Consider the following 17,366-nt stretch of genomic DNA (forward strand, 5'->3'; position numbering starts at 1 on the left):
CGTGGCCCCGGCGGGCACCATGCGGCGGCCATGCACACCGCCCGCCGCGACTACGAGACCTGCGCCCTGATCGGCACGGGCCACTTCCTCAGCCATTTCTACATGCTGTGCCTGCCGCCGCTGTTCCTGGCCTGGCGGGCGGAGTTCGGCGTCTCCTTCGCCATGCTGGGGCTGGCGGTGGCGCTGATGAGCGGCACCACCGCCCTGCTGCAGACCCCCGTGGGCTTCCTGGTGGACCGCCACGGCGCGCGGCCCTTCCTGGTGGGCGGCACGCTGCTGATGGCGCTCAGCGTCTCCGCCATGGCCTTCGCGGAGGATTTCCGGCTGATCCTGCTGCTGGCGGTGCTGTCGGGCGTGGGCAACAGCGTCATCCACCCGGCGGACTACGCCATCCTGGCCGGCTCCATCCGCAAGGAGTTCATGGGCCGCGCCTTCGCCCTGCACACCTTCACCGGCAACCTGGGCTTCGCCCTGGCCCCGCCGGTGATCGCCGCCCTGCTGCTGGTGATGGACTGGCGCGGCGCGCTGGGGCTGGTCGGGCTGCTGGGCCTGCCGGTGGTGGCCGCCATCCTGTGGCAGAGCCGCATCCTGGTGGACCAGCCCAAGCGCAAGGAGAAGACGCTGGGCGGCGGGGCGCTGCTGACCTCGCGGCCCATCCTGGCCTTCTTCGCCTTCTTCCTGCTCTCGGCCATGGCGGGCACCGGGGTGCAGGCCTTCCTGATCACCGTGCTGGGCAAGCTGTGGGGCACGCCGGTCGCCGTCGCCTCCCTGGCGCTGACCGGCTACATGGCCGGCGCCACGGCGGGCACGCTGGTGGGCGGCTGGGTGGCGGACAAGCGCGGCTCCAACCTGCTGGGCTTCGTGGTGCTGCTGACGCTGGCCGCGGTGGCGCTGCTGCTGTCCATGGGGCTGGTTCCCTGGCCATCGCTGCTGCTGCCGCTGGTGGCCCTGGTGGCCGGCGGCTGCCTGGGCGCCTCGCGCACGCCGCGCGACGTCATGCTGAAGGAGGCCTGCCCGCCCGGCGAGGTCGGCAAGGTGTTCGGCTTCGTCTCGGCCGGGCTGCCGCTGGGCGGGGCCATCACCCCGGTGCCGCTGGGGCTGCTGCTGGACTGGGGGCATCCGGGGCTGATCCTGCCGGTGGTGGGGGCGCTGCTGGTGCTCTCGCTGCTGTGCGCCGGCGGCGCGCGGGCGCTGGCCGCCACGCCACGGCGCGCCGCCGCCCCGGCCGAATAGGTGCTGCTGGACGCCACGCTGCGCTGGCTGGACATGGCGGGCATCGCGGTGTTCGCCGCCTCCGGCGCGCTGGTCGCCTCGCGCAAGCAGATGGACGTGGTGGGCTTCGTGCTGATCGCCTGCGTCACCGGCTTCGGCGGCGGCACCCTGCGCGACCTGCTGCTGGGCCGCACCCCGGTGTTCTGGCTGCGCGCGCCGGAATTGTTGGGGGTGGCGGCCGCGGCGGCCATCCTGGTGTTCTTCACCGCGCACCTCTTCGCCTCGCGCATGCGGGCGCTGCTGTGGGCGGACGCGGTGGGGGTGTCGCTCTACGCCGTGCTGGGGGCGGAAATCGCGCTGCTGGCCGGCGCCAGCCCCTGGGCCGCGGTGCTGCTGGGGGTGATGACCGCCGCCGGCGGCGGCATCCTGCGCGACGTCATCTGCAACGAGGTGCCGCTGATCCTCCGGCGGGAGATCTACCTGACCGCGGCGGCCGCCGGGGCCGCCGCCTTCGTGCTGCTGCGCCTGGAAGGCGTGTGGCGGGAGCCCGCCTTCGCCCTGGGCGCGCTGTGCTGCCTCGCCATCCGCGGCCTGTCGCTGTGGCGCGGCTGGTCGCTGCCGCCCTACCGCAGCCGGGCGGGGCGGGACTACGGCTGAGCGCTCAGAACAGCAGCGCCGCCTCCACCTGCGCCAGGGACAGGCCGAACAGGCCCAGGGTGCCCTGGGCGGATTCCAGCAGCACCCCGCCGTCGAACGGGTTGAGGCGCAAATCTGCGCGGCCCGCCAGCCCGGTGCCGCGCAGGTCCAGCGTGAAGCCGGCCGCCAGCCCGAAGACGGTGTCCACCCCCCAGCCCGGCCCGCCGGGGCGCAGCACGTCCGCCCCGCCGCCGGCCATCACCAGGTCGTCCCCCGCCCCGCCCACCAGCAGGTCAGCGAAGCGCGAGCCCATCAGCACGTCGTCCCCCGCCCCGCCATCCAGGGTGGAGCCCAGCGCCTCGTTCGCGCCCAGCACCTGCCGGCCGGCGCCGCCCTGCACGGCGCGCGCCGCGCCCAGCAGCAGCGCCGTCTCGATGCCCGCCGCCACCTGCCAGCCATCCAGCGTGACCCAGGCCAGGTCCTCGCCGGAAGCGTCGTCCACCACGTCGCGCAGGTCGGCGATGGTGTAGGTGTCGTCGCCGGCGCCGCCGCGCAGCAGGTCGCCACCGCCCATGCCGGCCAGGGTGTCGTTGCCCTCGCCGCCGTCCAGCGTCTCGCCGCCCGCGGCGCCGCCCTGCAGCACGTCGTCCCCCGCGCCGCCGGACAGGGTCGCGGCCAGGGCGCCGAAATTCACCAGCGTGGCGCCGGTGTCGTTGCCGCGCAGGACCCGCGCCCCGCCCGCCAGCAGGCCGAACTCCACATGCGCGCCCAGCCGCCATTCGCCGGCCAGCAGGAAGCCGGCGATGTCCGTGCCCTCGCCCGCCTGCTCCACCAGCAGGGCGGCGGGGTCGGCGGGGATGAAGAAGTCGTCGCCCGCGCCGCCCTCCATCACGTCGGCGCCGCCATTGCCCAGGAAGGTGTCGTGGCCGCCGCCGCCGCGCAGCAGGTCCGCCGCGGTGCCGCCCATCAGCACGTCGTCCCCCGCCCCGCCATCCAGCGTGGAGGCGAGGGCGGGCTGCGCCCACAGCGTCGCCCCGGTGTCGTTGCCGCGCAGCCAGGTGGCGGCATTGGCCAGGAAGCCGTGCTCCACATGCGCGCCGATGCGCACGCCGTCCACCTGGGCGTGCACGGTGTCCAGGCCGCCGCCGGCTTCCTCCAGCACCGCGGCGTCGGCGTCGGCCACCAGGAAGGTGTCGTCCCCGGCGCCGCCGGCCAGCGTGTCGGCGCCGCCGCCGCCGTGCAGCACGTCGTGGCCCGCCCCGCCCTCCAGCGTGTCGGCCGCCGCGCCGCCCACCAGCACGTCGTGGCCCGCCCCGCCCAGCAGGCGGGAGGCCAGGGCCGCCTGGCCGTAGAGCAGCGCGCCGCCGTCATGGGCGCGCAGCAGGGTGGCCGCGCCGCCCAGCGCGCCGACCTCCAGCGCCACGGGCAGCAGCAGCCCGTCCACCAGGGCCAGCAGCGTGTCCTGCCCGCCGGCGTCGTCGATGACGGAGGTGGCGGAGGACACCAGGTAGATGTCGTTGCCCAGCCCGCCGCGCAGCAGGTCGGTGCCGGCGGTGTCGGCCAGCACGTCGTCGCCCGCGCCGCCTTCCAGCAGGTCGTCGCCCTCGCCGCCGGTCAGGGTGTCGTCACCGGCGCCGCCCCACAGGGTGTCGTCGCCCTCGCGCCCGTCCAGCACGTCGGCGCCGTCCAGGCCCCACAGGCGGTTGGCCCCGGCATCGCCCTCCAGGCGGTCGGCCAGGGCGGTGCCCTCCACGTCCTCGATGCCGCGCACGGCGTCGGAGAAGCCCCAGGGGTCGCGCAGGGTGAAGCGCCACAGCTCCACCTCCACCCCGGCCGGGGCGTCGCCCCAGAACACCAGCAGGTCGCGGCCTGCGCCGCCGTCCAGGATGTCGCTGCCGGCGCCGCCGCCCAGGGTGTCGTCCTGCTGGCCCAGGAACAGCATGTCGTCCTGGTCGGCGCCCAGGAACACCTCGAAATTGGCCAGCACGTCGAAGCCCATGTGCAGGCCGATGGCGTCGGATTTCTGCACCCAGACCGGGAAGGCCGCCGCCGGGCCGCCATCGTGGAACAGCATCAGCCGCACGCCGTCGCCCGCGGCGTAGAGGTCCACGCCGCCCCAGCCGTCATACTGGTCGAAGCCCACGGAGGCGAAGACCGCCTCGTCCGCGTCGGAGAATCCCGCCCCGGCCATGCCGGCGGACACGTAGCCCGGCCCGGCGGCATCCTGCCCCGGCGTCCCGGTGATGTAGGTGAATGAGCGCCCCATCCTGCAGCCCCCGCATGGTCAACGGGGGCTTTATTGGGAACGACCCCTCAAGGAAGGGTTAACACAACCGGCAGGTCATTAAAGGCACGCGCAAATACCTAGGGTAGAAACCATTCCCGTTCATAACAACCGATGGTTGCCGGCGGCGGACCTTACGGAGCGCGCCGGAACACCACGGAAGCGTTGGTGCCGCCGAAGCCGAAGGAGTTGCTCAGCGCCACCTCGATCGGGCGTTGCTGCGCCTGCTTCGCCACCCGGTCGATCACCGTCTCGCGCGAGGGGCTTTCCAGGTTCAGCGTCGGCGGCGCCACGTTGTCGCGGATGGCCTGGATGGAGAAGATCGCCTCCACCGCCCCGGCCGCGCCCAGCAGGTGGCCCACGGCGGACTTGGTGGAGGACATGGCCAGGCCCTTGCCGGCCTCGCCCCACAGGCGCTCGACGGCGGAGAGCTCGATGTCGTCGCCCATCGGGGTGGAGGTGCCGTGCGCGTTGACGTACTGCACGTCGGCCGGCGTCAGCCCGGCGGAGCGCAGCGCCGCCGTCATCGCGCGGAAGCCGCCATCGCCATCCTCGGTGGGGGAGGTGATGTGGTAGGCGTCGCCCGACATGCCGTAGCCCACCACCTCGGCGTAGATGCGCGCGCCGCGGGCCTTGGCGTGCTCCAGCTCCTCCAGCACCAGGACCCCGGCGCCCTCGCCCATCACGAAGCCGTCGCGGTCCTTGTCCCAGGGGCGGGAGGCGGCGGCGGGGCTGTCGTTGAAGGCGGTGGACAGGGCGCGGGCGGCGCAGAAGCCACCGATGCCCAGTTCGCAGATCGCCGCCTCGGCGCCGCCGGCCACCATGGCGTCGGCATCGCCCAGCGCGATCAGGCGCGCGGCGTCGCCGATGGCGTGCACCCCGGTGGCGCAGGCCGTCACGGCGGAATGGTTGGGCCCCTTGAAGCCGTACTTGATGCTCACCTGCCCGGAGGCGAGGTTCACCAGCGCGGAGGGGATGAAGAAGGGCGACAGGCGCCGGGTGCGCCCGGCGGCCACCAGCAGCGACGCCTCCTGGATCGTCTCCAGCCCGCCGATGCCGGAGCCGATCATCACGCCGGTGCGGACGCGGGACCCCTCGTCCTCGGGCATCCAGCCGGAATCCTGGATGGCTTCCTCCGCCGCCACCCAGGCGAGCTGGATGAAGCGGTCCATCTTCTTCTGGTCCTTGACGGGGATCCACTCGTTGAGGTCGAGCTTGCCCTCGGCCCTGGGGCCCTCGGGCACCTGGCCGGCGATGCGCGCCGGCAGGTCCTTCACGTCGAAGTGGGTGATGGGGCCGATGCCGCTCTCGCCCGCGAGGAGGCGCTTCCACACATGGTCCACCCCCAGCCCCAGCGGGCTGGCGATCCCCATGCCGGTGACGACGACGCGCCGCGGCGCGAACCCTTGGGCGAACATCGGCGCTTCCCCGTCAGTCCGGCGTCAGGCGGAGGCCTGGGACTTCTCGATGAAGTCGATGGCGTCCTTCACGGTCTGGATCTTCTCGGCGGCGTCGTCGGGGATCTCCACACCGAAGGCCTCCTCGAAGGCCATCACCAGCTCGACCGTGTCCAGGCTGTCCGCGCCCAGGTCGTCGATGAAGGAAGCCTCCGGCGTCACCTTGGCCTCCTCGACGCCCAGGTGCTCCACCACGATCTTCTTGACCTTGTCGGCGACGGTCTCGCTCATCTCAATCTCCTGCTGGCGGGACCATCCCGCATCGCGGGCGCCGCCTCCTGTGCCTGGCCGCCCGGGTTCAGGCCGGGCGCCCCGCGAATATCACGGAAGTGCGGCGCGCTCTAGGACGGCCCGGGGGCCGTGTCCAGCCCGGCGGGCCTTCACCCTTCCGAAACCCGCGCCGCCGCAGGATGGCGCATCGGCGGCAGGCGGAAGCGGGGCCTTGGCGAAGCGGAAGGGTGAGGGCGGCACCATCGTCCTCAAGCGGATCGAGGAAGGCGGGCACGGGCACCATGGCGGCGCCTGGAAGGTCGCCTATGCCGACTTCGTCACCGCCATGATGGCCTTCTTCCTGCTGATGTGGCTGCTCAACGCCACCACGGAGGAGCAGCGCCGCGGCCTCGCGGATTTCTTCAACCCCACCAACGTGATGGCCACCGGCGCCTCGGGGGTGGGCCTGCCGTTCGGCGGGCGCACGCAGAACTCGGTGGGCAACATGGCGTCCGACGCCGGCACGCTGACGGCCCAGCGCGGCCCCCGCCCCACCATCACCGACCTGGAGGAGGAGGACGACAGCACCACCCCCGCCGAGCCCTTCGCCCGGCGCGAGGGCCCGCGCGGCGAGGAGGAGACGCCGCCCCCGCGCGTGGCCGCGCCCGGCGGGCAGGGGCATTTCGGCCTGGAGGGCAGCGCCCAGGGCCCCGGCGGCGCCGAGGCCGCCCTAGCCCAAGCCCAAGCCCAAGCCCAGGCCCAGGTTCTGGCCCGGCCGCCCGGCGCCGCGGCGGAGGCCGCGCTGAGCGAGAGCGAGGCCGCGCGCCTGACCGACGCCGCCCTGCGCGCCGAGCTGTCCCGGCGGGAGGAGGCGGCGCTGCAGCGCACCGCCGAGCAGCTGCGCGAATCCCTGCGCGGCGACCCCGCCCTGGCCGACGTGGCGCGGCAGCTGATGGTGGAGGTGACGCCGGAGGGGCTGCGCATCCAGCTGCTGGAATCCGACGGCGCGCCGATGTTCGCCACCGGCAACGCCGCGCCCAGCGAGCGCGCGCGCGCCGCCATCCGCGCCGTCGCCCAGGCGGCGCTGCGCCTGCCCAACCCGGTCAGCGTCACCGGCCACACCGACAGCACGCCCTTCCGCGGCGGCGCGCGTTCCAACTGGGATCTGGCGGCGGAGCGCGCCAACGCCGCCCGCCGCCTGCTGACGGAGGCCGGGCTGCCCGAGGCGCGGCTGGCCCAGGTGACCGGCCTGGCCGACCGCGAGCCCCTGCTGCGCGACCGCCCCGAGGCGCCGGCCAACCGCCGCGTCGCCATCACCCTGCTGCGGCAGCTGCCGCCCGGGGCCGCAGCGCCATGACCACCGTCGCCGGCTTCCTGTTCCTGCTGGTGATGGTGTTCGGCGGCTACACCATCGCCGGCGGCAAGTTCGCCATCATCATCGGCTCCCTGCCTTTCGAGATGATGATGATCGGCGGCGCCGCGGTGGGCGCGTTCCTGATGAGCAACTCCATGGCCGGGGTGAAGCACACGCTGCACGCCTTCGGCATCATCCTGAAGGGGGCGAGGTACAAGAAGGAGGACTACACGGCGATGCTCTCGCTGCTCTACTTCTTCGTGCGCCTGGCGCAGACGAAGGGGGCGATGGCGCTGGAGCCGCACATCGAGAAGCCGGAGGAATCCTCCGCCTTCCAGAAGTTCCCCTCCATCCTGAAGGACCACCACGCCGCGACGCTCATCTGCGACTACCTGCGCATGGTCGGCATGAACGCCGACGACCCGCACCAGATCGAGGACATCATGGCGCGCGAGCTGAAGAAGATGAAGGAGGAGGAGCTGCACCCCTCCCACGCCATGCAGAACATCGCCGACGCGCTGCCGGCGCTGGGCATCGTCGCCGCGGTGCTGGGCGTCATCAAGACCATGGGCTCCATCGACCAGCCGCCGGCGGTGCTGGGCAAGATGATCGGCGGCGCGCTGGTCGGCACCTTCCTGGGCGTGCTGCTGGCCTACGGCCTGATGGGGCCGATGGCGGCGCGGCTGAAGGGCATCGTGGAGGAGGAGGCCGCCTTCTACGACGTCATCCGCGCCGTCATCGTCGCGCACCTGCACGGCAACGCCCCGCAGGTGAGCGTGGAGGCCGGGCGCAAGGCGGTGCCCACCGCCCTGATGCCCTCCTTCCAGGAGCTCGAGGCCGCGCTGCAGGACCTCCAGGTGGCCTGAATCCCGCCGCGCGCCTATGTTGCGCGCCATGCAGGCCCCCGGCGCCCCCAACCGCACCGAAACGACCGAGAACTTCCCCACCGCCTCCCTGCTGCTGGCCAGGCCGGTGCGCGCGCAGGTGCTGGCCTTCTACCGCTTCGTGCGCCTGGCCGACGACATCGCCGACAGCCCCGCCCTGGACCCGGCGGAGAAGCTGCGCCGGCTGGACGCGCTGGAGGCCGCGCTGGACGACCCCGCCACCACCCAGGCCGAGGCCGCGGCGCTGCACGCGCGGCAGGTGGGGGTGGAGGAGGCGCGGCGCATGCTCTCCGCCTTCCGGCAGGATGCCGTCCAGGCCCGCTACGCCGACTGGGCGGAGCTGGCCGACTACTGCACCCGCAGCGCCGACCCGGTGGGGCGGATGCTGCTGCGCCTGCATGGCGACCTGGGCGACGAGGCCGCCCACGCGGCGGACGGGCTGTGCTCGGCCCTGCAGGTGCTGAACCACATCCAGGACGCGGGGGAAGACCGCGCCAGCCTGGGCCGCGTCTACATCCCGCAATCCTGGATGGGCGACGAGGACGCCTTCTTCCGCGAGGCCACGCCGCGCCGCCGCGCCGTGCTGGACGCCCTGCTGGACCGGGTGGAGGACTGGCTGGACCAGGCCGCCGCCCTGCCGCGCCTGTGCCGCAACCGGCGCCTCGCCTGGCAATCCGCCATGACGCTGGCCTGCGGGCGGCGGCTGCTGGCCAGGCTGCGCGCCGCCGACCCGCTGGCCGGCCGCGTGGCGCTGGACAAGCGGGACTTCGCCCGCGCCCTGCTGGCGCCGCCGCCCGCCGACGCCGCGCTGGTCGCGGCGCGGGTGAAGCGCGCCGGCTCCTCCTTCGCCGCGGGCATGGCCACGCTGTCGGGGCCGCGCCGCCGCGCGCTGTGGGCCGTCTACGCCTTCTGCCGCGCGGTGGACGACATCGCCGACGGCGAGATGCCCGAGTTCGAGAAGCGCCGCCTGCTGGCCCGCTGGCGCGAGAAGCTGGACGCGCCCGACTGCGCCCTGTCGCGCGAGCTGGACTGGGCCTGCCGCGCCTTCGCCATCCCGCGCGCCGAGTGCGAGGCGATGATCGCCGGCATGGAGACCGACGCCGCCGACGTGCTGCGCCTGGAGGACGAGGCGGCGCTGGACCTGTACTGCCGCCGCGTCGCCGGCAGCGTCGGCGCCATGAGCGTGCGCATCTTCGGCGCCCCGGCCGCGGAGGAATGGGGGCTGGCGCTGGGCCACACCTTCCAGCTCACCAACATCCTGCGCGACGTGGACGAGGACGCGCGGCGCGAGCGCGTCTACGTCCCGCGCAGCCTGCTGCGGGAGGCCGGCATCCCGGACGGCCCGGCCGCCGCCATCGCCGCCCACCCGGCCTTCCCCGCCCTGTGCGAGCGCCTGGCCGGGCGCGCCGTGGCCGGCTACGCCCAGGCCGAGCGCGGGCTGGCGGCGCAGGACGCCCGCGCGCTGAAGCCGGCGCGGGTGATGATGTGGGCCTATCGCGGCATCCTGGACCACATGCTGCGCCGCGGCTGGGAGCCGCCGCGCCCGCGCGCCCGGCTGGCGCCCAGCGAAAAGCTCTGCCTCGCCGCCCTGGCCCTGCTGCCGACGCCGCTGCTGCCGCCGGTGACGCGCGCATGATCCACGTGGTCGGCGCCGGCGTGGCCGGGCTGGTGGCGGCGCAGGCCCTGCTGAAGGCCGGCCGGCCGGTGACGCTGCACGAGGCCGCGCCCGGCGCCGGCGGCCGCGCCCGCGCCCTGCCGGACGGCACGGACAACGGCACCCACGCGCTGATCGGCGCCAACCGGGCCGCGCTGGGCTTCCTGGACGCCATCGGCGCCCGCGCGGGCTGGGTGGAGCCCGAGCCCGACGGGCTGCCGGTGCTGGACCTCGACGACGGCTCGCGCCGGCTGGTGGCGCTGTCGCCGCTGGGCTGGTGGCGGCGGGACCGGCGGCCGGCCGGGGTCTCGCCCGCGGCGGTGGCGGCGCTGGCGGCGCTGGCCCTGCCGGGGCGGGACCGCACGGTGGCGCAGGCCATGGCGCGCCACCCCGCCTTCCTGCGCGGCTTCGTGGACCCGCTGGTGATCGCCGCGCTGAACACCCCCACGGCGGAGGCCGGCACGCGCCGCCTGGCCCAGGTGCTGCGCCGCCTCGGCGCGCCCGGCGCCACCCGCCTGTTCGTGGCGCGCAACGGCCTGGGGCCGGACATGGTGGAGCCAGCGCTGGCCGCCATCCGCGCCCTGGGCGGCACGGTGGTGCCGGATGACCGGCTGCGGAAGCTGGACCGCACCAACTCCCGCGCCACCGCGCTGCACCTGCATTCCGGCACCGTCGCCCTGGCGCCGGAGGACCGCGTGGTGCTGGCCGTGCCCCCGTGGGAGGCCACCCGCCTGCTGACCCATGTGGAGGCGCCGATGGAGCACGCCCCCATCGTCAACCTGCACTTCGCCCGCACCGGCCCGGGCCCGGTGCGCTTCGTCGGGCTGCTGGGGGCGCTGTGCCAGTGGGTGCTGGTGCGCCCGGACGGCGTGGCGGTCACCGTCAGCGCCGGCGACGCCGAGGCGCGGGAGGAGGCGGACAGCCTGGCCCCGCGCGCCTGGCGGGAGATCCGCGCCGCCGCCCAGGCCTTCGCCCTGCCCGGCGAGTGGCCCGAGGCCCCGCCGCCCTGCCGCGCGGTGAAGGAGCGCCGCGCCACCCCGCGCCAGCGCCCCGGCCCCATCCCCGCCCCGCGCCGCCGCCACCTGGAGAACTTGGTGCTGGCCGGCGACTGGACTTGGCCGCACCTGCCCGCGACCATCGAGGCCGCGGCGCAATCCGGCCTCGCCGCCGCGCGGGAGGCGGCGTGACGGCGGGACGCGGCGGGCAGGCCGCGCCCCTTCCCCGCGGCGGCATGGGCGCCGCCCGTCCCGGCCCCCGCCGCCGGGCCCTTGCCCGCCCGCACCCGGGGGCGGCATGACCCCTGCCGAGGCCCTGGCGGAGCTGCGCGCCGCCGGTCCCGCGCCGAGCCTGCCCGAGCGCCGCGCCGCCCTGCTGGCGCTGCGCCGCGTCATGCTGGCCCGCGCCGAGGCGGTGGCCGCCGCGGCGGCGGCCGACTACGGCGGGCGCGACCCGGTGGACACGCTGCTGGCCGACGTGCTTCTGGTGGCCGACGCCGCGCGCTTCGCCGCCCGCCGCCTGCGCCGCTGGGCCCGGCCGCGCCGCGCCGCCGTGCCGCTGCCCTTCTGGCCGGCGCGGGCCTGGAGCGAGCCGGTGCCCAAGGGGGTCATCGGCATCATGGCGCCGTGGAACTACCCCTTCCAGCTCTCGCTCGGCGTGGCGGTGGACGCCGTGGCCGCCGGCAACCGCGTCGTCCTCAAGCCCTCCGAGGCGACGCCCGCCTGCGCCGCCCTGGTGGCGGACATCGTGGCCGAGGCCTGGCCCGGCCTGGCCCGGGTGGTGCAGGGCGGCCCGGAGGTCGCCGCCGCCTTCGCCGCCGCGCCGTGGGACCACCTGGTGTTCACCGGCGGCACCGAGACCGGGCGCAAGGTGATGGCCGCCGCCGCCCCGCATCTGACGCCGCTGACGCTGGAACTGGGCGGCAAGTGCCCGGCCATCGTGCTGCCCGGCGCCGACCTCGGCCGCGCGGCGCGCGACATCCTGGCCGCCAAGGCGGTGAATGCCGGGCAGACCTGCATCGCCCCCGACACCGTGCTGCTGGTGGGCCACCCGGCCGCCGCCTTCGCCCGCGCCGCCCGCGCCGCCGGGCTGGGGGGGCTGGGCACGCGGGTGGTGAACGCGGCGCAGCAGGCCCGGCTGGACCGCCTGGCCGGGGATGCGGCGCGGGAGGAGGCCGGCGGCATCGCCCTGCTGCCCGCCGCCGGCGCGCTGGCGGAGGAGGAAATCTTCGGCCCCCTGCTGGCGCTGGCCGAATGCGCCGACCTGCCGGCCGCCCTGGCCTGGATCAACGCCCGCCCGGCGCCGCTGGCCATCTCGTTGCACGGCGCCACCCGCGCCGAGGAAGCGGCGGTGGCGGCCGGCACGGTGTCCGGCGCGCTGGTGTCCGGGCGCGCGCTGGAGCACGCCGCCATGCCCGGCCTGCCCTTCGGCGGGGTGGGCGCCTCGGGTTTCGGCCGGCGCGGCGGCGAGGCCGGCTTCGCCGAGTTCAGCCACTGGCGCGCCCGGGTGCGGCACGGCCCCTGGAGCCTGTCGCGCCTGCTGGACCCGCCGCGCGGCGCCTTCGCCCACCGGCTGGCGCGGCGGCTGGTCGGCCTGCCGCCGGAATAGGCCGCGGTCAGCGCGCTCCGCCGCGCGGCATGCCCCCGGGCGGCCCGCCGCCGAAGCCGCCCGGCGGGGCCCCGCCGAACCCTCCCGGTGGCGCCCCGCCGAACCCGCCCGGGGGCGCCCCGCCCAACCCTCCGGCCGGCCCGCCGCGGAAGCTTCCCGGCGGATGCCCCGCCCCGCCGCCCAGGGCGGGCCAGGCCCCGGCGCCCACCGGCCCGGCCCCCCAGGAGCCGGCGCCGGACAGCACGAAGCGCTCCACCCCGCGGCCGAACCAGGCCGGCGGGTCGCGGGTCAGCAGGTCGGCGCGCAGCGTCTCCACCAGCAGCACGCCGTCGCGCAGCCGGCCGGTGGCGATGGCCGCGCCCTCCGGCGGCGGCACCAGCCCCGGCGGCAGGCGCAGCGGCATGCTGCCCAGCATCCAGCCGCCCGGGCCGCGGCGCAGCGTGCCGTAGCTGCTCACCTGGTCCGGTGCCGGCAGGGGGTCCAGCCGGGTGGCGGCGATGGTGCCGTCGGCCCGGCGCAGGCCGGAAACGCGCACCCCCTCGCCCGGGCGCCAGTCGCGGCGGCCGCGCGTCTCGGGGGTCAGGGCCACCGCCTGGCCGGCGACGCGCAGGGTGGTGCTGCCCACCGCCTCCACCGGGCCGCTGGCCTCGAAGCGGATGGTGACGCGCCGGGCGCGCAGCGCGCCCTCGCCCCCCGCGGCCTCCACCGCCAGCACCTGGCCGCCGCGCAGCGCCGCCAGCCCCACCGGCCGGCCGTCCAGCAGGATGGGCGTGCCCGGCGGCAGCGCCACCCGCTGCCCTTGCAGGCACAGCGAGCCGAAGCCGGTCAGCACGCCCCAGATGCCCGTGCCGCCGATGCCGCGCTCGCCTTCCGCCTCGGCCAGCATCCCGGTGCCGCCGATGCCGCGCTCGCCCTCGGCGGCCAGCAGCTCGGCCGGCGGCCCGTCCTCCGGGCCCAGGCGGCAGGTGGCGGCGGGCGTCGGGGCGGGGGCGCGGCCGCAGGCGGCCAGCGCCAGCAGCGCGAGCAGCAGCAGCCGGCTCACCGGCCGTCCTCGCGCAGCAGGAACACGCCCAGGTTCACCCGCGCCTCCCCCTCGCCCTCCGCCGACAGCCGCCGCGCGAGGTGGGACAGCTCCAGCAGCATGGCCATGGCGGCCTCGCGGCCGGCCTCCTCCAGCCGGGCGGCGGCGGCGGGGGTCAGCCCGTCCCAGTGCAGGGCGCGCTCCAGGAAGGGCGGCGCCTCGGGCGCGAGCAGGTTGGCGCAGGCGGCGCGCAGGTGGTCATGGAGGTTGCGGCCGAAGTAGTGCAGCCGCCCCCCCTCGTCGGCGCGGGGGATGTGCGCGGCGTCGGCCAGGCGCAGCCGGCCATCCTCCAGGCGCTCCAGCATGCCGGCCTCCGCCCAGGCATCCAGCACGGCGCGCGGGCGCAGGTCGGTGGTGATGCCGGCCACCAGCGCGTCGAAGGCGGCGCGGTCCAGCGGCGCGGGGAAGTCCGGCCGCGCGGTCCAGCGGGCCAGGATGGCGCCGTTCAGCGTCACCACCGCCGGCACGGCGTCGGGCGCCGGCGGCGGCATGGCGCGCAGCCGGCGGATTTCCTTGCGGTGGATGCCGGTCAGCAAGGTCAGCCGGCTGTCGGTGGTGGCGCCCGTCGCCAGGGCGGCATCGAGGTAGAGGCGGCGCAGCTCCTCCTCCAGCAGCGGCAGGGTGACGCCGGCGCGCACCAGCAGCGCCACCAGGGGGCGCAGCAGGCGGCGCAGCGGCCGCAGCAAGGTGTTGGGGGAAGGCAGGGCAGGCACCGCGTCCTGTTACCGAAGATTACGTGGGAAATCCACCCACACCCGGCTTGACGTGGGAAATCTTCCCACGCACTGTGGCGCCATGAGCACGACCACCCTCCCCGACGACGCCCTGGCGCTGCGGCAGCTGCGCCACCAGTCGCGCAATGCCCTGCAGCGCATCCTGGCCGACCTGTCGCGCCTGGCCGGCATCCAGAAGTCGCGCAACGGCCAGCGCCTGCTGCGGGAGGCAGAGCGGCGCATCCTCGCCTCCGCCGCCCTGTCCGACGCGCTGTTCGGGCTGACCCGCGCGCCGGGGCCGCTGGAGGAGCGCCTGCGCGCCCTGGCCGCCGCCACCGTGCGGCTGATGGCCGACCCCGACCAGATTGTGGACTGGACGGTGGAGGCGCCGGTGCCGGTGCCCGCCGCGCTGGAGGAGGCGGTGTTCGGCGCCGCGCACGAATTGCTGGCCAACGCCGTCAAGCACGGGCTGCGCGGCCGCATGCTGGGCCGGCTGGCGCTGCGCCTGCGCGCCCAGCCGGGCATCCTGCGGCTGGAGGTGGAGGATGACGGCTGGGGCCTGGCCGCCCCGGACGGCGACGGCGAGGGGCTGGCCCTGGTGCGCCGCCTGCTGCTGCCCCACCACGGCCGCCTGCTGCTGCGCCGGCGCGAGGCGGGCACCCTGGCCCTGGTGGAGCTGCCCCTGCCCTGACCCCTTGCGGGCCGCCGACCCCCCCCCGGCGGGCGGCCCGTGCCCCGGCCGCCCCCCCGGCCGGGCGGGGCCGCCGCCGCGCACGCCCCCCCGCCGCGGCGGCGGCCTGGCCACCGGACGCGGCGGATTCATCCCGCCGTCACGCCCCTGTCGCATCCGCGGCCCATACCGCGCCGCAGCACGGCTCGGGACACAGGCATGACGCGGCGCTACCGCACCGTCTTCCTCTCGGACATCCACCTCGGCACCAAGGACTGCCGCGCCGACTTCCTGGCGGAGTTCCTGCGCGACGTGGAGTGCGAGCACCTCTACCTGGTGGGCGACATCGTGGATGGCTGGCGCCTCCGCCGCTCCTGGTTCTGGGACCGCCACCACGACGAGGTCATCCGCCTGGTGCTGCGCCTCGCCCGGCACGGCGCGCGCGTCACCTACGTGCCCGGCAACCACGACGAGATGTTCCGCGACTGGCTGGGGCTGGAGGTGGCGGGCGTGCGCCTGGCCGCCGAGGCGGTGCACGAGACCGCCGACGGCCGCCGCCTGCTGGTGGTGCACGGCGACGAGTTCGACAGCGTGGTGCGCTACGCCCGCGTCGTCGCCCTGCTGGGCGACCGCGCCTACGACGCCGCGCTGGCCGGCAACCGCTGGTTCAACGGCATCCGCCGCCGCCTGGGCTATCCCTACTGGTCGCTCTCGCAATGGCTGAAGCGGCAGGTGAAGGGCGCGGTGGCCGCCATCGACCGCTTCGAGCAGGCGCTGGCCGGCGAGGCGCGCGCCCGCGGCCTGGACGGCGTGGTCTGCGGCCACATCCACCACGCCGAGATGCGCGAGGTCGGCGGCGTGCTCTACCTCAACGACGGCGATTGGGTGGAAAGCTGCACCGCCCTGGTGGAGCACCCGGACGGCCGGCTGGAGCTGCTGGACTGGGCCGCCGAGCGCCGCCGCTCGCACGCCGCCATGCGCCGGGCCGTGCCGGCCTGATGCGCGTCGCCATCGTGTCCGACGCCTGGCGGCCGCAGGTGAACGGGGTGGTGCGCACGCTGGAGGCGACGGCCGCGGGCCTGCGCGCGCGCGGCCACGCGGTGGAGGTGATCGGCCCCGAGGGCTTCCGCAGCTGGCCCGCCCCCACCGAGCCGGCGCTGCGCCTGGCGCTGGCGCCCGGCCGCGCCCTGGCGGCGCGGCTGGACGCCTTCGCCCCCGACGCGCTGCACCTGGCCACCGAGGGGCCGCTGGGCTGGGCGGGGCGGCGCATCGCCCGGCGGCGCGGCTGGCGCTTCACCACCTCCTTCCACACCCTGTTCCCCGACTACCTGAAGGCGCGGCTGGGCGTGCCGCGCCGCTGGTCCTGGGCGGCGCTGCGCCGCTTCCACGCCGCCGCCGGCGCCGTGCTGGTCGCCACCCCCTCGCTGGAGGCGCTGCTGGGCAGGCGCGGCATCGCGCATGTCGCGCGCTGGGGCCGCGGGGTGGATTTGGCGCTGTTCCGCCCGCACGCCTCCGGCGCCTTCGCCGGGCTGCCGCGCCCGGTCTGGCTGTCCGTCGGCCGGCTGGCGCCGGAAAAGAACCTGCCCGCCTTCCTGGCGCTGGACCTGCCCGGCAGCCAGGTGGTGGTGGGCGAGGGGCCGGACGGCCCGGCGCTGCGCGCCCGCTTTCCCCGCGCCCACTTCCTGGGCCACCGCGCCGGCGCGGCGCTGGCCGCCTGCTACGCCGACTGCTTCGTCTTCCCCTCGCGCACCGACACCTTCGGCCTGGTGCTGCTGGAGGCGCTGGCCTGCGGCACGCCGGTGGCCGCCTTTCCCGTGCCCGGCCCGCGCGACGTGCTGGGCGCCGCCCCGGTGGGCGCGCTGGACGAGGACCTGCGCGCCGCCTGCCTCCGCGCCCTGGGCGCCGACCGCGCCCGCTGCCGCGCCCACGCCGCCGCGCATGGCTGGGACGTCGCCACCGACCGCTTCCTGGACCTGCTGGTCCCGCTGCACGAGAAGGTTTCTGCCTGATGGATGGCTTCCCCGCCGCCCCGCCGCGCCCCGCCCGCCAGGGCGGCGCCTGGCTGTTCCTGCGCCGCTGGGCGCGCGACCCGCTGCAGATGGGCTCCATCATCCCTTCCTCGCCCGCGCTGGGGCGGCGGGTGGCCCGGGCCAGCGACTGGTCGGGCGATGGCTGCGTGGTGGAGCTGGGGGCGGGCACCGGCGCCATCTCCCGCGCCTTGCTGGGTGCCGGGCTGCCGCCGGAGCGCCTGTGCCTGGTGGAGATCGTGCCCGAGATGGCCGAGCACCTGCGCGCCGCCCTGCCGGGGGTGGAGGTGGTGACCGGCGACGCCTTCGCCCTGCCCGACATCCTGCCGCGCCGCCTGCGCGGGCGCGTGCGCACCGTCATCTGCGGCATCCCGCTGGTGCTGCTGCCGCTGGAGCGCCAGCGCGCCTTCGCCGCCGCCGCCGAGGGCGCGGCGCCGGGGCGCGGCTTCCTGCTCTACACCTATTGCGCCACCTCGCCGCTGCGGCACCGGGCGCTGGGGCTGGCGGCGCGGCGCGAGGCCTTCACCCTGCTGAACTTCCCGCCCGCCAGCGTCTGGCGCTACTCGCCCGGGGGCTGAGC

Annotated in this window: 16 protein-coding genes; 11 read left to right on the forward strand and 5 right to left on the reverse strand. The window is 76.3% G+C overall.

Features of this window, described 5'->3' with window-relative positions; translation table 11 throughout:
- Positions 1-30: 30 nt before the first annotated feature.
- Together ACI6QG_RS12370 and ACI6QG_RS12375 are read left to right on the forward strand one after the other, a co-directional pair.
- Positions 31-1,233 carry an MFS transporter gene (locus tag ACI6QG_RS12370; RefSeq protein ID WP_407024874.1) on the forward strand — a complete coding sequence of 401 codons (1,203 nt, stop codon included), beginning with the start codon at positions 31-33 and terminating at the stop codon, positions 1,231-1,233.
- The gene (locus ACI6QG_RS12375; RefSeq protein ID WP_407024875.1) at positions 1,234-1,869 is read left to right on the forward strand and encodes a trimeric intracellular cation channel family protein; all 636 of its coding nucleotides are present in this window, start codon (positions 1,234-1,236) and stop codon (positions 1,867-1,869) included.
- A 4-nt stretch (positions 1,870-1,873) separates the two neighbouring features.
- Here ACI6QG_RS12375 and ACI6QG_RS12380 read toward each other — a convergent pair whose 3' ends face one another.
- The 3 genes from ACI6QG_RS12380 to ACI6QG_RS12390 all read right to left on the reverse strand — a co-directional run bounded on the left by ACI6QG_RS12380 (position 1,874) and on the right by ACI6QG_RS12390 (position 5,820).
- On the reverse strand, positions 1,874-4,114 hold the full coding sequence (locus ACI6QG_RS12380; protein WP_407024876.1) for a calcium-binding protein: 2,241 nt from the start codon (positions 4,112-4,114) through the stop codon (positions 1,874-1,876).
- Positions 4,115-4,266: 152 nt separating this feature from the next.
- Positions 4,267-5,550, reverse strand: a complete 1,284-nt coding sequence (gene fabF, locus ACI6QG_RS12385; RefSeq protein WP_407024877.1) for a beta-ketoacyl-ACP synthase II — start codon at positions 5,548-5,550, stop codon at positions 4,267-4,269.
- Positions 5,551-5,574: 24 nt separating this feature from the next.
- Positions 5,575-5,820, reverse strand: coding sequence for an acyl carrier protein (locus ACI6QG_RS12390; RefSeq protein WP_407024878.1), 246 nt, complete (start codon positions 5,818-5,820; stop codon positions 5,575-5,577).
- Positions 5,821-6,031: 211 nt separating this feature from the next.
- Here ACI6QG_RS12390 and ACI6QG_RS12395 point away from each other — a divergent pair, with 211 nt between their 5' ends.
- From ACI6QG_RS12395 to ACI6QG_RS12415, 5 genes are all read left to right on the forward strand, one after another.
- Positions 6,032-7,156 carry a flagellar motor protein MotB gene (locus ACI6QG_RS12395; RefSeq protein ID WP_407024879.1) on the forward strand — a complete coding sequence of 375 codons (1,125 nt, stop codon included), beginning with the start codon at positions 6,032-6,034 and terminating at the stop codon, positions 7,154-7,156.
- Positions 7,153-8,019, forward strand: a complete 867-nt coding sequence (gene motA, locus ACI6QG_RS12400; RefSeq protein ID WP_407024880.1) for a flagellar motor stator protein MotA — start codon at positions 7,153-7,155, stop codon at positions 8,017-8,019. The genes ACI6QG_RS12395 and motA overlap by 4 nt, the downstream gene beginning before the upstream one ends.
- Positions 8,020-8,047: 28 nt before the next feature.
- Positions 8,048-9,673 (forward strand): squalene/phytoene synthase family protein, encoded by a 1,626-nt coding sequence (locus ACI6QG_RS12405; protein WP_407024881.1) that lies wholly within the window; start codon positions 8,048-8,050, stop codon positions 9,671-9,673.
- Complete coding sequence (locus tag ACI6QG_RS12410; RefSeq protein ID WP_407024882.1) at positions 9,670-10,878, forward strand: hydroxysqualene dehydroxylase; 1,209 nt, start codon at positions 9,670-9,672, stop codon at positions 10,876-10,878. The genes ACI6QG_RS12405 and ACI6QG_RS12410 overlap by 4 nt, the downstream gene beginning before the upstream one ends.
- Positions 10,879-10,984: 106 nt before the next feature.
- Positions 10,985-12,295 carry an aldehyde dehydrogenase family protein gene (locus ACI6QG_RS12415; protein WP_407024883.1) on the forward strand — a complete coding sequence of 437 codons (1,311 nt, stop codon included), beginning with the start codon at positions 10,985-10,987 and terminating at the stop codon, positions 12,293-12,295.
- Positions 12,296-12,302: 7 nt separating this feature from the next.
- Here ACI6QG_RS12415 and ACI6QG_RS12420 read toward each other — a convergent pair whose 3' ends face one another.
- Positions 12,303-13,337, reverse strand: a complete 1,035-nt coding sequence (locus tag ACI6QG_RS12420; RefSeq protein WP_407024884.1) for a DUF5666 domain-containing protein — start codon at positions 13,335-13,337, stop codon at positions 12,303-12,305.
- On the reverse strand, positions 13,334-14,089 hold the full coding sequence (locus tag ACI6QG_RS12425) for a DUF6502 family protein (RefSeq protein WP_407024885.1): 756 nt from the start codon (positions 14,087-14,089) through the stop codon (positions 13,334-13,336). The genes ACI6QG_RS12420 and ACI6QG_RS12425 overlap by 4 nt, the downstream gene beginning before the upstream one ends.
- 82 nt (positions 14,090-14,171) lie before the next feature.
- Here ACI6QG_RS12425 and ACI6QG_RS12430 point away from each other — a divergent pair, with 82 nt between their 5' ends.
- The 4 genes from ACI6QG_RS12430 (at position 14,172) to ACI6QG_RS12445 (ending at position 17,364) form a co-directional block, all read left to right on the forward strand.
- Entirely contained in the window at positions 14,172-14,780 is a 609-nt protein-coding gene (locus ACI6QG_RS12430; RefSeq protein WP_407024886.1) for an ATP-binding protein, read from the forward strand.
- Between the two features lie 198 nt (positions 14,781-14,978).
- Positions 14,979-15,758 carry a UDP-2,3-diacylglucosamine diphosphatase gene (locus ACI6QG_RS12435; protein ID WP_407024887.1) on the forward strand — a complete coding sequence of 260 codons (780 nt, stop codon included), beginning with the start codon at positions 14,979-14,981 and terminating at the stop codon, positions 15,756-15,758.
- The gene (locus tag ACI6QG_RS12440) at positions 15,758-16,768 is read left to right on the forward strand and encodes a glycosyltransferase family 4 protein (RefSeq protein ID WP_407024888.1); all 1,011 of its coding nucleotides are present in this window, start codon (positions 15,758-15,760) and stop codon (positions 16,766-16,768) included. Before ACI6QG_RS12435 ends, ACI6QG_RS12440 begins: the two co-directional genes overlap by 1 nt.
- Positions 16,768-17,364: a class I SAM-dependent methyltransferase gene (locus ACI6QG_RS12445; protein WP_407024889.1), complete on the forward strand. Its 597-nt coding sequence runs from the start codon at positions 16,768-16,770 to the stop codon at positions 17,362-17,364. Before ACI6QG_RS12440 ends, ACI6QG_RS12445 begins: the two co-directional genes overlap by 1 nt.
- Positions 17,365-17,366 lie beyond the last annotated feature (2 nt).

It is taken from the genome of Sabulicella flocculans, from assembly GCF_045449635.1.
Classification (GTDB): Bacteria; Pseudomonadota; Alphaproteobacteria; order Acetobacterales; family Acetobacteraceae; genus Roseococcus.

What these genes read in the sequence shown, in the direction of transcription:
- ACI6QG_RS12390 (WP_407024878.1), bottom strand. Translation starts at nt 5,820, where the DNA reads ATGAGCGAGACCGTCGCCGACAAGGTCAAGAAGATCGTGGTGGAGCAC.
- ACI6QG_RS12370 (WP_407024874.1), top strand. Translation starts at nt 31, where the DNA reads ATGCACACCGCCCGCCGCGACTACGAGACCTGCGCCCTGATCGGCACG.
- ACI6QG_RS12415 (WP_407024883.1), top strand. Translation starts at nt 10,985, where the DNA reads ATGACCCCTGCCGAGGCCCTGGCGGAGCTGCGCGCCGCCGGTCCCGCG.
- ACI6QG_RS12445 (WP_407024889.1), top strand. Translation starts at nt 16,768, where the DNA reads ATGGATGGCTTCCCCGCCGCCCCGCCGCGCCCCGCCCGCCAGGGCGGC.
- ACI6QG_RS12405 (WP_407024881.1), top strand. Translation starts at nt 8,048, where the DNA reads ATGCAGGCCCCCGGCGCCCCCAACCGCACCGAAACGACCGAGAACTTC.
- ACI6QG_RS12380 (WP_407024876.1), bottom strand. Translation starts at nt 4,114, where the DNA reads ATGGGGCGCTCATTCACCTACATCACCGGGACGCCGGGGCAGGATGCC.
- ACI6QG_RS12430 (WP_407024886.1), top strand. Translation starts at nt 14,172, where the DNA reads ATGAGCACGACCACCCTCCCCGACGACGCCCTGGCGCTGCGGCAGCTG.
- ACI6QG_RS12435 (WP_407024887.1), top strand. Translation starts at nt 14,979, where the DNA reads ATGACGCGGCGCTACCGCACCGTCTTCCTCTCGGACATCCACCTCGGC.
- motA (WP_407024880.1), top strand. Translation starts at nt 7,153, where the DNA reads ATGACCACCGTCGCCGGCTTCCTGTTCCTGCTGGTGATGGTGTTCGGC.
- ACI6QG_RS12410 (WP_407024882.1), top strand. Translation starts at nt 9,670, where the DNA reads ATGATCCACGTGGTCGGCGCCGGCGTGGCCGGGCTGGTGGCGGCGCAG.
- fabF (WP_407024877.1), bottom strand. Translation starts at nt 5,550, where the DNA reads ATGTTCGCCCAAGGGTTCGCGCCGCGGCGCGTCGTCGTCACCGGCATG.
- ACI6QG_RS12440 (WP_407024888.1), top strand. Translation starts at nt 15,758, where the DNA reads ATGCGCGTCGCCATCGTGTCCGACGCCTGGCGGCCGCAGGTGAACGGG.